Below are 14,716 nucleotides of genomic sequence, written 5' to 3'. Positions count from 1 at the left end.
TTCGACCACCGAGTCTCGAGCCGTTAGCGACTGCCGAGAACGGTCACAGTAGTCCCGATTACCGAAATAACTCGAGGACCGTCAGGGTCTCGAAGGGGAACGACTCGTCGGCGACGGCGGCGGCGCTGAAGCCGTGCTCGCCGGCCGCTTCGACCACCTCGTCGACCCCCGTGAGGCTGCTGACCAGCAGGTAGACGCTGCCGTCGGGCGCGAGCACGCGGCCGATGTCCGCGAGGAAGGGATCGATGACCGCGCGGCCGTCCTCGCCACCCGAGAGGGCGCGCTCCATCCAATCGTCCCACTCGTTGTCGGGATCGGTTGGCAGGTACGGCGGGTTGAAGACGACCGCGTCGAGGGCGCCGTCGGCGAAGGGGGCGACCAGATCGGCCCGAACTGCCTCGAGGCCCGCCTCGCGGGCCTGCCGAACCGCGTGGGGGTTCAGATCCGCGGCGATCACGCGCGCGGGCGTCTCGTCGTCGATTCGGCCCGCGACGTAGCCCGAGCCGGTGCCGACCTCGAGGACGACCGAGCCCTCGTCGGCGTCGGCGAGGTTCTCGCAGGCCGCGTCCGCGAGGAGGTGCGAGTCCTCGGCCGGCTGATAGACGTCCGTTTCCACGTCGCGTTGATCCTCGAGTCCCATTTAATCGTCCTCCGTAGGCGGCATCCGTTTCGGTTCCCGCTCCGTGCTGTCGCCGTCGCGTGCGTCCGTTTCGTTACCGTCGCCCGCCTGTCCGGGATCGCTCGCTCGAGTTTCGCCGTCGTTGATCCGGAACCCGCTCGTTTCGGCCCGGCCGGACAGTTCGCGCTGCGGGTACGGGATCTTGATCTCCTCGTCCTCGAAGGCCGTCTTGATCTCGTTGATCGCGGCCGTGCGGGCCTGCCAGCGGCGTCTGGCGGACGGGTTATCGATCCAGAACCGCACGCCGAGGACGACCGCCGAATCGCCGAAGGACTTGCTGACGACCTGTGGCGACGGCGCCGTCAGCGATCGGTCGAGGTTCTCGACCGTCGTCCTGGCGATCTCGGCGGCCCGCTCGACGTCGCTCGCGTAGTCGATCCCGACGTCGATCTCGATGCGCAGCCGACCGCGCCGCGAGCGGTTCGTGACCGCGCTCGAGGAGATGACGTCGTTGGGGATCATGATGTACTCGCCGTCGAACGACTGGATGCGGGTGTTGACGATCGAGATGTCGGTGACGATCCCCTCGTAGTCCTCGACCTCGACCCAGTCGCCGATCTCGAAGGGCCGGTCGAACATCAGGACGAAGCCCGCGAGGACGGTGCCGAGCGTCTGGCGGGCGGCCATACCGACGACGATACCGAGGAACCCGGCCCCGACCAGCAGGCCGCCGAGGTCGTCGACCCAGACGCCGAGGATGACGACCAGCGACACCGACCAGATAATCACCTGCGAGATCCGGTGGGTGACCTCGCGCTGGTGGTCCGTGACCGCCGACGCCGAACTCAACACCTCCGTGATAACTCGCTTGACGAATCGCGTGACGATCAGCGTCCCGATTACGAGAATGAGCGTGACCGCTGCCCGGACGAAGACCGTCTCGTCGAGCCCCAGCCCTTCCGAGTAGAGCGTATAGGCGTCGCCGGTGAGGTTCCATACCTCGAGAACAACGCTGAGGGTGATCACGCAGGTCGCGATGAGGACGGCCGTCGACGCGATGTCGGCGTACAGCGGCTTGCTCCGCTTGCAGAGCCAGTCCTGGAGCCGTCGATAGGACAGCAGCACGGCCAGCAGCGCGGCGACCACCGCGATCGTCGCTGCGATCTGGAACTCGGTCCCGAACGCGTCCGACAACCGATTGAAAACGGTCAGTGGCACGGACATGGGATCACGCGTCTCTCAAGCGACTGGTTCGCGCAGGCTTGAGTATCCGTCGGTCGAGCGCGATCGGAACCGGGCCGCTTCGCTCCACCGCGGCGCTCACTGCGCGCGGGCCTCGTTCGGCTCGCCCACCTCGGCCGCGAGTTCGGCCAGCGCCGCGAACTCGGCGGGCGCCATCGCGTCGGCCCGTTTCCGGAGGAGTTCCTCGTCGGCCGCCTCGACGACCGCGTCGGGGGCCTCGAGGCCGGTGATGTGCGCCGTGTTGCGGATCGCGTTCCGGATCGTCTTCCGCCGCTGAGTGAACAGCGCCTTCACGAACCGCAGGAAGAACGCCTCGTCATCGACCTCGTAGTCGGGGTCGCGAGGCTCGAGTCTGACGACCGCGCTCTCGACGGCCGGCGGCGGCGAGAACGCCTCCTTGGGGATCGTTTCGACGATTTCGGGCGCCGCGTAGTGCTGGGTCGACACCGAGAGCCGGCCGTACTCGGACGTACCGGGCTCGGCGACCATCCGCTCGGCGAACTCCCGCTGGAACATGAGAACAAGGGGACGCCCTTCGGGGAGTAAGCGGAAGGTAATCTCGCTCGAGACGCCGTAGGGGAGATTGGAAAGCGAGGCCGTGAACTCGGGCAGGTCGACCTCGAGGGCGTCGCCCTCGATCACCGTCAGGTCGCCGGCCGCGATCTCGTCGGCGAATTCCTTGCGGAGGAACGCAGCGAGTTCCCGGTCGCGCTCGACGACGGTAACGTCGTCGTCCTCGTCGCCCATCGCCAGCAGGCGGTCCGTCAGCGCGCCCGTTCCGCCGCCGATCTCGAGGACGTGGTCGGTGTCGGCGTCGATCTCCTCGAGGTAGGTCGGCAGCCGGTCCAGTACACGATCGTCGACCAGAAAGTGCTGGTCCCGATCCGGATCGCCGCGGACGCCCGCCCGCGCGATCAGTCCGTCTGGGTCTCTCATTGACTGTGGTTGCGCGGGGACGGGTGTAAACGCACCGTCTCGCGGTTTCGGTACGACCCTCGAGCGGCTCCGATCCGAACCGACTCTATCGCGGGCGTCTCGAGGGGCACCGTTCGACGACGAGGGCGAGTCAGTGGTTTTGCTGAAAGTCGATATAGCGGTCGCCGCTGTCCGGATCGGTACGGAGTTCGATGAAGAGCCTATCGGTACGGTCGTCGTCGTCGACCAGCGCCGGATAGAAGTGGTACGTATCGCTCACCGCCGGCGCCGTCGAAACGGCGACGTCGACGACGTACGTATCGCTCTCGAGCGCGTCGTCGTCGGTCCGTTCCGCCGCGACGGCGCCCTCGGGCGGCGGCGAGAGTTCGTACCGCTCTCGCAAGACGACCGCGTCGGTGTACTCCTCGGCGTCCGCGAGAAACACTTCGACGTCGATCTCGTGTCGCTCCGAGTCGAAGTTCAGCAGCGTCAGCGACAGCTGGGGCGTCTCCGAACCGAAGTCGAGACAGCCCGAAAGCGCCGCGAGACCGCCGCCTCCGCCGAGTGCAAGACACGTTCGTCGGGATACTGCCATTGAATCGACGCCAACACGTTAGTAATATAGACTCTCTTATCGAGACTGTCCCGTTCGATCGATCCGGTCGCTCGAGCGCTAACGTCGGAGAGAAGTGACTGTCGGCTGTGACGGGTACCGGTTGCCGTCAGGAACCCCTCGCCGGTCGCGACGGGGTAGCTCTCACTGATTCTGTTCCTGTTCGCGCCGGCCGACGAACGTCTGGTACTTCAGGTCGTCGTCGCGCAGTTCTTCCAAAATACGCTCGACGAGAATTTCGTCGGGATCGTGGAGCCCGGAGACGCGTTCGGAGAGCTCCTCGAAGCTCTCGAAGGGCTTTCGCTTGCGTTCGTCGAGGATGCCGTTGCGGAGCTTCTTCCCGATCCCCGGCAGCAGGTTCAGCTGGTGGAGCCGCAGCGTGATCGGCTGGGCGTCATTGTAGAAGTCGACGAACCGTTCCTCCTCGTCCTCGACGAGGTCCGCGACGACGTACTCGAGTTCCGACTGGGCGCCCGAGGAGAGGTCCTCGTACTCGACCCGCCGGGCTTCGGTGACGACGTCGCGTTCGCTGGCGGGCTCGATGACGACGTCGCTGCCGATCGTGAGTCGCTCGTCCTCGTCGAACGCGACCTGATAGAGCTCGAAGTTATCGGTCTCGAGGGCGTAGCCGGCCGGCGATTTCTCGTACTGCGGACGGCTGTCGTCCGAGAGCCCGTGCGCGAGATAGTCCAATACGACTGCGCGACGGACGTCCGCCTCGCCGCTATCGGATTCGGTCATTGTGATAACCATACGGCGACGGCGTACTTAAAGAGTCGGCCCGCGGTCAGGCGTACTGGGCGACGACGTTGAGGATCTCGTCGAGTTCGTCACCCGACAGCGAGTACCGTTGCTGTGCGTACACCGAGCGGAGTTCATCGCGGTTGCGCGGCAGGAGGTTGGCGATCTTGTACGCCGTCGGTTCATCGACCTTCTCTACCTCCTGGAGCTGGTCGACGAGGTCCTGTGCCTCGGCGGGCTCGAGGACGGTAAACCGGTTGACGTGCTCGACTGCGCGTGCGAGCTCGTACGGCAGCTCCCGGTCCTCGTCTAACGCCCGTTCGGCTTCGATGTCGGCGAGCAGCTCCTTCGTTTCCGAGACCGTGAGGAACTCCTCGTCGACGATCTCCTTGAAGATCGTCATGCTCGCTCAGATCCGGGTCTTCTCTTGGTTCTGGGCGCGCATGTGCGCGGCGGTGACGATCAGCGTCTTCTCCTTGCCGCGGTCGCTGATCTGGACCTTGAAGGCGTCGCCCTGTTTGCCGATGACTTCGCCGGTCTGTCCGTCGAAGCGCGGGTGGAAGCGGCCGTTGGGGACGCTCGGGTCGATCTTGAGGTGGACCTTCTCGCCCTCCTCGTACTCCTGAATCGCGCGCTGTGGCGACGAGGTGCCACGGTTTCGAGGTTCGTTCGAGAGTTTTCTACGGGATCCCTGACGAGGGCCATTAGAGTTCGGCATAGTCGTACGACGGTGTTGTCCGGTCGGCGTTATAAAACGCACGTATTCGTACGGCCGCGGCGGCGACGAGCCGATCGGCCCGCCGTCGGGCGGTAATGAGGGCGAAACCGGACGGCGCCGCGGGCTGATCGCCGGAGAGAGCGCGGTGGGTCGGCCGGTTCCCGCGAACTGGGAGCGTAGGGGGTGTTTATTGAAGCGGTCCTGTGGTATTCCTACGCATTGATGCGTCAGTACGAACTTCGGCTCTCGCCGCAGGGAGGGTGGTTTCATCCGTTCGAAAAGCGGATCGATCGCCGCGAAGGGGTCGACCGCGTGGCGATCCACCGGATCCGTCTCCGCCCCGACGGGCTCGGGGTGATGGTCTACGAACTCGCGGGGGAGTTCGAACGCGTCGAGGCGCTCGTCGACGAGGAGCTCGGCTCGCTCGGCTACTGGATCGAGGAGTACGGCGACCGAATCTTTGTCTGTTCGCGGTTCGTTCCGAACGAGACCGTCAGCGAACTCCTGCGGGTGACGCGGGACTTTCAGGTGTTCCTCGACCCGCCACTGACGTACGTCCGCGGGGGCGATCTCAAGGTGTCGCTGTTCGCGACCGAGGAGTCGTTCCAGCGGGCGCGGTCGGTCGTGCCCGACACCGTCGATCTCACCCTCGAGACGAAGCAGCCGTTCGAACCTGAGGAGAACGTCTTCCTCGCGTCGCTCACGCCGAAACAGCGCCGGCTGTTCGAGACGGCGATTGAACTCGGCTACTACGGCTCGCCCCGGGAGACGACCTACGAGGAGATCGGCCGCGAGGTCGGCATCGCAGGCGGGACGGTCGGCGAACACCTCCGGAAGATCGAGGCGAAACTCGTCGATCACGTCGTCTCGGCCTCGGTCACGGAGTCGCCGAAGCGACGACAGCTCCAGTGAGGCGGTTTCCGGCCGGCCCGAAGGAGCAAGAGTCACCCGGCTCGAGGTCGTTGGGCCGGTATGGACGATTCCGACAGCGACAGTGACGGCGTCGACGAACGCGGCGAGCAGGAGCCGCGCCGAATCGAAACCCGCTCGATCCACGCCGGACAGGAGCCCGATCCCGAAACGGGCGCGCTGATGACGCCGATCCTCGCGAACTCCACCTACAAACAGGACGCGCCGGGCGATCACCGCGGCTACGAGTACTCCCGGACCGGAAACCCGACTCGGACGGACCTAGAGGAAAACCTCGCGAGCCTCGAGAACGCCGACTACGGCCGCGCGTTCGCCAGCGGGATGGCCTCGATCAACACCGTGCTCAACCTCCTCGAGGCCGGCGATCACGTCGTCACCGGCAACGACGTCTACGGCGGCACCCACCGCATCTTCACGCAGGTCTACGAGGAGTACAATATCGAGTTCTCGTTCGTCGATATGACCGACCTCGATGAGATCGAGGCGGCGTTCCGCGAGGAAACGGCGCTGCTCTGGCTCGAGACGCCGACCAACCCGCTTATGTCGATCGTCGATATCGCGGGCGCGGCCGACATCGCCCACGACAACGACGCGCTGTGTGCGATCGACAACACCTTCGCGACGCCGTACCTCCAGCGCCCCCTCGATCTGGGCGCGGATATCGTCTCCCACTCCCTGACGAAGTATCTGGGCGGCCACTCGGACGTCGTCGGCGGCGCCTTGCTGACCAACGACACCGACCTCGACGAGCGACTGGGCTTCTACCAGAACTCCGTCGGCGCGACGCCGGGCCCCTTCGAGTCCTTCCTTGTCCTCCGGGGCACCAAGACCCTCCCCGTCCGCATGGACCGCCACTGCGAGAACGCCCGCGCAATCGCCGAGTGGCTCGACGACCACCCCGACGTTGACCGCGTCTACTACCCCGGCCTCGAGTCCCACCCGGGCCACGAGATCGCCGCCGAGCAGATGGACGACTTCGGCGGCATGCTGAGCTTCGAACTCGACGCGAGCTTAGAGGAGGCCAGCGAGGTCGTCTCGAACACCGAGGTCTTCACCCTCGCGGAGAGCCTCGGCGGCGTCGAGAGCCTGATCGAACAGCCCGCGCCGATGACCCATGCCGCCATTCCGCGCGAGGAACGGCTCGAGGCCGGGCTCTCGGACAGCCTGATCCGTGTCTCGGTGGGGATCGAGCACGTCGACGACCTGATCGGTGACCTCGAGAGCGCGATCGAGACGGCGCTCGAGTAGCCGCCCGAGCGCTGCCGGGCGCGTACCGGGTGCCAGACACGCCAGACGAGGCGTCACGCTGCCGGGTGCCGCGCTCGCGCGAGCCGTCAGGCCCCGCCCCGACGGGCGAGTTGCGAGCGGAAAATCGGGACGAACCCGTCGAGGTACGCCCGAACGTCGACGGACGCGATCTCGCCGCAGTAGTCGGCGCCCCGCTCGTACTCGCAGCGCCAGCGATCGACGAACGCGGCTTCGATGCCGGCGTCGCGGATCCGGTTGGCGATCGCACCGACCGCCGCTGCGGACGGCTGCTGCTGGAGCGCACGGAGTTCGTCGATCGACACGACGCCAGACTCGAGGGCGCGGACCACGACGCCGGAACTGTAGTCGCCCTCGGCGAGTTCGCGCTCCCAGGAGGCGATCCAGTTTCCGATTCGCGCCATCCGCTGGCCGCGGGCGACGACGTCCCGAACGGCCGAGAGGTCGCGTCGCTCGAACTCGGACGCGTTAGCGAGATCGATGTCGGCGAACGGGAAGAGCATCATGTTGTAGACGTCGTAGGTTCGGAGTTCGCGCTCACCGGCGAGGCCGGGATACCGGGCCAGCAGCGCCGAGTAGTCGACCGACTGGAGCGCCTGCCGCACGTCGAACCGGAACAGCGGCTCGAACTCCTCGGCCCGCGGGCTCTCTCTGAACTGCGACAGCAGCGCGTCCCAGAGCTCCTGCTGGAATCGAACGTACGCGCCGTCGACGCCGTCGCGCGTCGGATCGGCAGGCCGCGAGTCGAACGGGACGAGCAGCAGTTCCTCGAGGGTCGCCCGGTCGCCGTGTCGCTCGGCGACGTCGTCGATGACGGTGATGAACATCGTGGCGAGCACCTTCGCGTCGCGAACGCGCCGCCCGCGCTCGTCGTCGACACACGACAGGCGAAACTCGGGTTCGACCGCGTCGAACCACCGCCACGTGGATCGGTCCCGATCGCCGATCCGGTCGTCGTAGGCGTCGGCCAGCGGCCGAACCGTTTCCGAGAGCGTCCGCGTCGGTGCGTTCGCAAACGGATCAATCTCGTCCTCGAGGCTGGGGAACTGCGACTCGGCTACCATCGTTCACTCAAAAGATAACTGAAACTAAAAATGTTTTTTGCTAATTGTTTAAATTGTAATATGCTGTTGGCGCCCCACGGCGAGCGACGCGAGGAAACCGGACGGACAGTCCTTTCGTGCTGGGAGCGAACGACTCGAGTATGCCTGCAGACGAACGCGAGGTGGGCGTCCATACGCTCCCGATCACGGTCGAGTACGGTAGTCGAACGATCACGCTCACCCCGACGCTGGTCGAGACCGAGCGCGGACCGGTCCTGATCGACGCCGGCCCGGAGGGCGCGCTCGAGGGCCTTCGAACGCACCTCCGGTCGCTCGGCTACGCTCTCGAGGACATCTGGCTCGTCGTTCTCACCCACCACGACGCCGATCACGCGGGCGGACTCGACAAGTTGCTCGAGGTCGTCGACGCGGTCGTCGCGACCCACCGCGAGGAGGCGCCGTATATCGCCGGCGAGCGCGATCCGATCAAGGGCGACGGCGATCGTTATCCCCCCGTCGACGTCGATCTGGAACTCACCGGCGGCGTCCGAATTCCCACCCTCGCCGGCCCGATGGAGGTCCTCGAGACGCCGGGCCACGCGCCCGGACACGTTTCCCTGCACTTCCCGGAGGACGGCCTGTTGATCGCCGGCGATGCCCTCGTCGCGGACGACGGCTCGCTGTCGGGACCGAACCCCGACTTCACCCCTGACACGGATCGCGCCCTCGAATCAGTTGGAAAACTGGCCGACCGCGAAATCGAGCACGTGGTCTGCTACCACGGCGGCTACGTCGACAGCGGGAGCGAACGGATCCGAGAACTCTCCGAGCGCGGACTCGAGGACTGACGAAACGCGTGCGGTCAGACGGAGATGGGCGGGACGGACGCCTGCAGTTGCTACGAATGTACCTAACCCGCTTGCGACTGCGTTTCAAACCGGCAATGAGCATCCTCTCCCAATCCGAAGAACAGAGCGACAGCGCAGTCGGCCAGCCGAGCGGCGACGCCGAATCGGCTGCGGACTCGGACGTAACCGCGCGGCCGCTGTTCCGCCTCGGGCGGGTCCTCTTCGGCGGCGTCCTCGCGTTCACGGCCGTCGACAACCTCCGGCAACTCGAGGGGCGGATCGACTACGCCGACGCCAAGGACGCGCCGCTGCCCGGCGTAACGGTGCCCTCGGTCAGCGGGAGCCTCCTGCTTGGCGGCATCAGCGTCGCCCTCTGGCGGGCCCCGGCGGCCGGCGCCGCGGCGATCGCCAGCTTCCTGATCGGGACGACACCGATCATGCACGACTTCTGGAACGAGGACGACCCCCAACAGCAACAACAGGAGCTAACCCACTTCCTGAAGAACACCGCGCTGCTGGGCGCGGCCCTCGCGTTCCTCGAGGTCGGCCAGCGAGAGACGTAGTCCGTCGCCCGCGGCATACGCGGCACACCTCGTGTATACAACCTTTTCGCGTTGGGGAGGTGACGATACTCCATGAGCCGCATCGTCGGTCGTACGTTCCGTCCGTCGCGGCGGGAGCGATAGATGTCCGCCCTCCGCGTTCGCCGATTCGAACCGGCGGACACCGATCGGATCCGGGAGCTACACGAAACGGCCATGCGAGACGTCGGGGCCTACGTCGCGGACGTTCCGGACGAGGATCTCGAGACCGTCACCGAGACGTACCTCGAGAGCGGCGGCGAGTTCCTCGTCGGCGAGCGCAAGGGGCGAATCGTCGCCATGGGCGCGTTCCGGCCGGTCGACGGGACGGACTTCGTCGCACAGGTACTCCCCGACCTCCCGGGGTCGACGGTTGAACTAACCCGTATGCGCGTCGATCCGGACTATCAGCGCCGCGGCTACGGTCGGCGAATCGCGACGGAACTCGAACGACGCGCTCGCGAGCGGGGGGCGACGCAGATCGTCCTCGACACGAGGCCGACACAGACCGCCGCCCGCGGACTTTACGAGACGCTGGGGTACGAGGAAGCGGCGTGCGAGCGGATCGAGGGGTTCGGCGAGCCGTTCGAACTGGTATTCTATCGGAAACCGCTCCTCGACGGCGAGTAACGGCGGCTCCTCGACGGCTCGTTCGTCACTCCTCGAGCAGTTGCTTCAGTCGATCCAGTTCCGTCAGCGCCTCGACGGGCGTGAGGTGCGCGAGGTCTAGCGCCCGGAGTTCGGCGGCGACGTCGGTGGGAATGTCGCCTCCGTCTGCAGTGGCCGCAGCAGCCGCGTCGGCGGTCGGTTCGGCCGAGGCGTCCCCGTCGATCGCGTCTTCACGCTCTTCGATCGATTCACCGTCGTCGACATCGTCACCGGCCGCCTCCGAGACCAGTTCCCGCGAGCGTTCGACCACGGTCTCGGGGACGCCCGCGGCCGTCGCCACCTCGACGCCGTAGGAGCCCGTCGCCGCGCCGGGGGCGATCTCGTGGTGGAAGACGACCTCGCCGTCGTCCTCGTCGACCTCGAAGTGGAGCGTGAACGCGGCCGCGAGCTCGTCGGCGAGTTCGGTCAGCGGGTGGTGGTGGGTCGCGAACAGCGTCGTCGCGCCGACCCGGTCGTGGAGGTGTTCGGTGATCGCCTGCGCGATGGCCATCCCGTCGGCGGTCGAGGTGCCCCGGCCGACCTCGTCTAAGAGGACCAGCGAGCGCTCGTCGGCCTCGCGCAGAATAGTCGCGAGTTCGTCCATCTCGACCATGAACGTCGAGCGCCCGCCCGCGATGTCGTCGCTGGCGCCGACGCGGGTGAAGATCCGATCGACGGGCGTCAGCCTGGCCGCGCGGGCCGGGACGAAGCTCCCGACCTGCGCGAGCAGGACGATCTGGGCGACCTGGCGCATGTACGTCGACTTCCCCGACATGTTGGGGCCCGTGATCACGGCCAGCCGCCGGTCGTTCGTCAGCCGGGCGTCGTTGGGGACGAACGACTCCTGGGTGCGCTCGACGACCGGATGCCGGCCCCCTTCGACGCCGATCTCGAGGCCGTCCCGGCCGTCGCGCTCGAGCATCTCGGGGCGACAGTAGTCGTACTGGGCCGCGACGGTCGCGAGCGAGACGAGCGCGTCGAGGGACGCGATCGCCTCTGCCAGTCCCTGCACGCGTTCGACCTCGGCGGCGATTTCGCTGCGGACCTCGCAGAACAGTTCGTACTCGCGCTCGTCGGCTCGCTGCTGGGCGCCGACGATCTCGTCCTCGCGTTCCTTGAGCTTCGGCGTGACGAACCGCTCGGAGTTCTTCAGCGTCTGCCGGCGCTGGTAGTTCTCGGGGACAGAATCGAGGTTCGGGTTCGTCACCTCGATGTAATAGCCGTGGACCGAGTTGTGGCCGACCTTCAGCGAATCGATGCCCGTCCGCTCGCGTTCGCGCTCCTCTAAGTCGTCGATCCACTGCTTGCCGTCTCGAGCGGTCCCCCGGAGGTCGTCGAGGTCGTCGTCGTACCCCTCCGCGATGATCCCGCCCTCGGTGATTTCGATCGGCGGCTCCGCGACGACGGCGTCCTCGATCAACTCGCGGACGTCCGCCAGCGGATCGAGGTTCTCGCGGAGGCTCCGCAGGCGTTCGCAGTCCGCGTCGGCCAACTGCTCCCTGATCTCGGGGACGACCGCGAGCGTATCGCGCAGCGAGCGCAGGTCCCGGGCGTTGGCTCGCTCGCGGGAGATGCGCCCGATCAGCCGCTCTAAGTCGTAGACCTCCCGCAGTCGGTCGTAGAGGCGCTCGCGGGTCCGCACGGCCGATTTCAGCTCGGCGACCGCATCGTGGCGGGCCTCGATCCGCGCGGGCTCGAGCAGCGGCCGACGGATCCAGTCCCTGAGCTTACGACCCCCGAGCGCGCTGGCGGTCTCGTCGAGCACACCGACGAGCGTGGCGTCGTCCCGGCCGTGGACGGTCCGCGGCTCGAACAGCTCGAGGCTGCGCAGGGCGACGGCGTCTAACAGCAGGTACTCGCGGGGATCGTAGCGGGTGAGTTGGGTGATGTACTCGAGGCGTTGCTCGGCGTCGCCCTCGAAGACCGCCTCGACGCGCTCCTCGTCGTCGACGTCGCCGCGTTCGCCCTCGTGTTCGCCGCCGCGGACGTACTCGGCGTACGCGAGCAAGGCGCCGCAGGCCCGTATCTCGGCGTCCGCCGCGAGCAGGGCGTCGGGGTTGCGAAAGTACGCCGCGAGCTTGTCGGCGGCCCGTTCGCGGTCGAAGGCGCGGGCGTCGAACGGCGTCACCATGCAGTCGTCGGGGACTGGGTCGGCGGGCGCGTCGGGGCCGACAACGGCCTCCGAGGGGTCGAATCGGCTCACCTCGTCGGCGATCGACTCGGGGGCGGTCGCGCTCGTCGCGTAGAAGTCGCCCGTCGAGACGTCGAGCAGGCCGAGCCCGAGCCGCTCGCCCTCGCGAGCGATGGCCGCGACGAAGTTGTTATCGTCACTCGAGAGCAGTTCGTCCTCGGTGAGCGTCCCGGGCGTGATCACGCGGGTGACCGCCCGCTCGACCACGCCGGAGGTCTCGCCGGGCTCTTCGACCTGGTCCGCGACGGCGACGCGATAGCCGGCCTCGAGCAGCTCCTCGATATACGATTCGGCGTTGTCGATCGGAATGCCGGCCATCGGGTACTCGCCGGTGGAGTCCTCGCGGCTCGTCAGGGCGATCTCGAGCAGGCGAGCGGTGCGCTCGGCGGCGCCGCAGAAGGTCTCGTAGAAGTCCCCCACCTGAAAGAGCACGATGGCGTCGTCGTAGCGGGCACAGAGGTCGTGGTACTGCGCCATCATGGGCGTCAGCTCGTCGCGCTTCTCGGCCATCTGTTCCGGAGGGCCAAGCGCCGGATCCATACCCGAATACCGCCGTCGGACGCGGAAATAGCTTGCTGGATCGGCGCCGAACGGTCCGATTTCGGGACAGGTCTAGTCACAAGACTGTCAGGAAACGGAAAAGGTGTATTACGCTCGACCGCACAACCCCACACGAATAGCATGACCACCCGTTCGTCGACCGCGAGTCGCGCCCTCGTCTGTCTCGTCACTCTCCTCGTCTGCGGCGCCGGAACGGTCGGAATCGTCGCCGCCGCGACCGGCGGCGCCGCGTCGCTGGGGACCGACGACTCGCTCGCCGGGTCCGTCGACGAAACCGACGAGTTGGAAAACGCCAGCGACGACCTCGAGAACGTCGGCGACGGGAACGCGACGAACGAGACCGTCGACGAGGACGACGGGGCGACTGCCGAACGGGATTCCGGGACGGACGGGACTTGGAACGCAACCGACGAGAGCGACGACTCCGCCGACGAACCAAAAGATATCCTCGAGAACGGGACCGGGACAGCGACGAACACGACTGACGAGACGAGGGACGCGGTCGACACCGTCGCTAACGGGACGACCGAGACGGCCGACGGGTTGCTCGAGAACTCGAGCGGCGCGCTCGACGGCGACGCCGAACTCGACGGATCGAACGGAACAGGGTCCGTCGACCTCGAGGTGTCGGCGTCCGCGTCGACCGACTCGAGCGACGGCGCGGATGACGACGAAGATAACGCTGCGAGCGGGGGCGGTGCTGACGACAGGACCGGCGGCTCCCCGGTTCCGGACGGTACCTCGACGACGGCCGACGCCGTCCTCGTCGGCCTGCTCGGGACGATCACCGCCGCGGGGGCTGCAGCGGGGAGTGCCGGCGCCGCCGGTGGGGCAGCCAGCACCGGTGCCGGCGCGGGTGCCGCTGCCGGTTCGGCCGGCGCTGGCGCGGGATCCGCTGGCGCTGCAGGCGGCGCGACCGGCCTCGCGGCGAACTGGCTCGGCCAGTCCTCCGTCCTTCGGCACCTCCGCCGTCTTGGTTCGCTGCTCCCGGTGAAACTCCTCTCGATCCTCGGCTACAGTCGCTACGACGATTCGGACCCCCTCGAGAACGACCGCCGGCGGACGATCTACGAGACCATCGCGGCTGACCCCGGCTGCTACCTCTCGCAGGTCAGCGAGGAGAGCGGCGTCGCGCTCTCGACGGTCCGCCACCACGTCCGCATCCTCGAGGAGGAGGGGCTGGTCGCCGCGACCAAGGTCAACGGCAAGCGCCGGTACTTCCTCGCGGACGAGGCCGCGGTCGCGCCTGGCGACGGCGGGCCGACCGCCGAGGACGCCGAACTCCACGCTGCCCTCGCGGAGCCCGCCAAGCGGGCGGTGCTCGAGACGCTCGCGGACCTCGGTTCGGCGCCGAACGGTCGCCTCGCCGCCGAACTCGAGCGCGATCCGAGCACGGTCTCCCACCACCTTTCGGCGCTCGAGGAGGACGGACTGGTCGTTCGGGAGAAAGAGGGTCGGTCGGTCGTCAACGAACTCGCTCCGGCGGTCGAGGCGGCGCTGAGCGAGACAGAGCCGCCGCTCGAGGACGAAGCGGTCGAACCATCGGCCTCGGTGCCCGCAGACGACTAACGGAGGGGGGAGGGGGTAGCACCGTCGATGGTCAGTCTCATTCACGCCCCTCTCGACTTCAGACGGTGTATTTCGTACGACCACTGTCCTCGATAGACCGGCGTCGCCAGCCGGCCCGTCGTTCTCGATCCCTTCGCTACTGCGAGAACCGCGTCGGTGCCCTCGCTGTTCCCCTCGAGTTCGATACGGACGCAGTCCCGCCGATGGGTGGCAGCTTCCTTACCGGAGACT

The 14,716-nt window shown here is 67.2% G+C and carries 15 protein-coding genes; 6 read left to right on the top strand and 9 right to left on the bottom strand.

Annotation, left to right across the window (positions count from 1 at the left end; genetic code table 11):
- Positions 1–58: 58 nt before the first annotated feature.
- The 7 genes from EH209_RS02640 to EH209_RS02610 all read right to left on the bottom strand — a co-directional run bounded on the left by EH209_RS02640 (position 59) and on the right by EH209_RS02610 (position 4,848).
- Positions 59–640: a HemK2/MTQ2 family protein methyltransferase gene (locus EH209_RS02640; protein ID WP_126661416.1), complete on the bottom strand. Its 582-nt coding sequence runs from the start codon at positions 638–640 to the stop codon at positions 59–61.
- The gene (locus tag EH209_RS02635) at positions 641–1,843 is read right to left on the bottom strand and encodes a mechanosensitive ion channel family protein (RefSeq protein ID WP_126661415.1); all 1,203 of its coding nucleotides are present in this window, start codon (positions 1,841–1,843) and stop codon (positions 641–643) included.
- 96 nt (positions 1,844–1,939) lie between these two features.
- Positions 1,940–2,797, bottom strand: a complete 858-nt coding sequence (locus EH209_RS02630) for a 16S ribosomal RNA methyltransferase A (protein WP_126661414.1) — start codon at positions 2,795–2,797, stop codon at positions 1,940–1,942.
- A gap of 130 nt (positions 2,798–2,927) precedes the next feature.
- Entirely contained in the window at positions 2,928–3,371 is a 444-nt protein-coding gene (locus tag EH209_RS02625) for a hypothetical protein (protein ID WP_126661413.1), read from the bottom strand.
- A 162-nt stretch (positions 3,372–3,533) separates the two neighbouring features.
- Positions 3,534–4,130, bottom strand: a complete 597-nt coding sequence (locus EH209_RS02620) for a DUF655 domain-containing protein (protein ID WP_126661412.1) — start codon at positions 4,128–4,130, stop codon at positions 3,534–3,536.
- Positions 4,131–4,176: 46 nt separating this feature from the next.
- Positions 4,177–4,533 carry an RNA polymerase Rpb4 family protein gene (locus EH209_RS02615; protein WP_008894712.1) on the bottom strand — a complete coding sequence of 119 codons (357 nt, stop codon included), beginning with the start codon at positions 4,531–4,533 and terminating at the stop codon, positions 4,177–4,179.
- Positions 4,534–4,539: 6 nt separating this feature from the next.
- Complete coding sequence (locus EH209_RS02610) at positions 4,540–4,848, bottom strand: 50S ribosomal protein L21e (protein WP_126661411.1); 309 nt, start codon at positions 4,846–4,848, stop codon at positions 4,540–4,542.
- Positions 4,849–5,070: 222 nt separating this feature from the next.
- On the opposite strand from EH209_RS02610, the gene EH209_RS02605 reads away from it, so the two are divergent.
- Positions 5,071–5,760: a helix-turn-helix domain-containing protein gene (locus EH209_RS02605; protein ID WP_126661410.1), complete on the top strand. Its 690-nt coding sequence runs from the start codon at positions 5,071–5,073 to the stop codon at positions 5,758–5,760.
- A 60-nt stretch (positions 5,761–5,820) separates the two neighbouring features.
- On the top strand, positions 5,821–7,026 hold the full coding sequence (locus EH209_RS02600; RefSeq protein WP_126661409.1) for a cystathionine gamma-synthase: 1,206 nt from the start codon (positions 5,821–5,823) through the stop codon (positions 7,024–7,026).
- 86 nt (positions 7,027–7,112) lie between these two features.
- On the opposite strand, the gene EH209_RS02595 is transcribed toward EH209_RS02600, so the two are convergent.
- On the bottom strand, positions 7,113–8,108 hold the full coding sequence (locus EH209_RS02595) for a terpene synthase family protein (RefSeq protein WP_126661408.1): 996 nt from the start codon (positions 8,106–8,108) through the stop codon (positions 7,113–7,115).
- 140 nt (positions 8,109–8,248) lie between these two features.
- Between EH209_RS02595 and EH209_RS02590 the strand changes: the two genes are divergently transcribed.
- The 3 genes from EH209_RS02590 to EH209_RS02580 all read left to right on the top strand — a co-directional run bounded on the left by EH209_RS02590 (position 8,249) and on the right by EH209_RS02580 (position 10,146).
- Positions 8,249–8,935 (top strand): MBL fold metallo-hydrolase, encoded by a 687-nt coding sequence (locus EH209_RS02590; protein ID WP_126661407.1) that lies wholly within the window; start codon positions 8,249–8,251, stop codon positions 8,933–8,935.
- Positions 8,936–9,030: 95 nt separating this feature from the next.
- Positions 9,031–9,498, top strand: coding sequence for a DoxX family membrane protein (locus EH209_RS02585; RefSeq protein ID WP_126661406.1), 468 nt, complete (start codon positions 9,031–9,033; stop codon positions 9,496–9,498).
- Between the two features lie 123 nt (positions 9,499–9,621).
- On the top strand, positions 9,622–10,146 hold the full coding sequence (locus EH209_RS02580) for a GNAT family N-acetyltransferase (RefSeq protein ID WP_126661405.1): 525 nt from the start codon (positions 9,622–9,624) through the stop codon (positions 10,144–10,146).
- Between the two features lie 25 nt (positions 10,147–10,171).
- Here the strand turns inward: EH209_RS02580 and mutS are convergent, their stop codons facing one another.
- Positions 10,172–12,895, bottom strand: coding sequence for a DNA mismatch repair protein MutS (gene mutS, locus EH209_RS02575; RefSeq protein WP_126661404.1), 2,724 nt, complete (start codon positions 12,893–12,895; stop codon positions 10,172–10,174).
- 141 nt (positions 12,896–13,036) lie between these two features.
- Between mutS and EH209_RS02570 the strand changes: the two genes are divergently transcribed.
- The gene (locus tag EH209_RS02570) at positions 13,037–14,485 is read left to right on the top strand and encodes a winged helix-turn-helix transcriptional regulator (RefSeq protein WP_126661403.1); all 1,449 of its coding nucleotides are present in this window, start codon (positions 13,037–13,039) and stop codon (positions 14,483–14,485) included.
- The last annotated feature ends 231 nt before the right edge of the window (positions 14,486–14,716 follow it).

Origin of the sequence: Haloterrigena salifodinae, from assembly GCF_003977755.1 — an archaeon.
GTDB classification, from domain to species: Archaea; Halobacteriota; Halobacteria; order Halobacteriales; family Natrialbaceae; genus Haloterrigena; species Haloterrigena salifodinae.
This window is presented reverse-complemented; position numbering and strand designations above follow the sequence as displayed.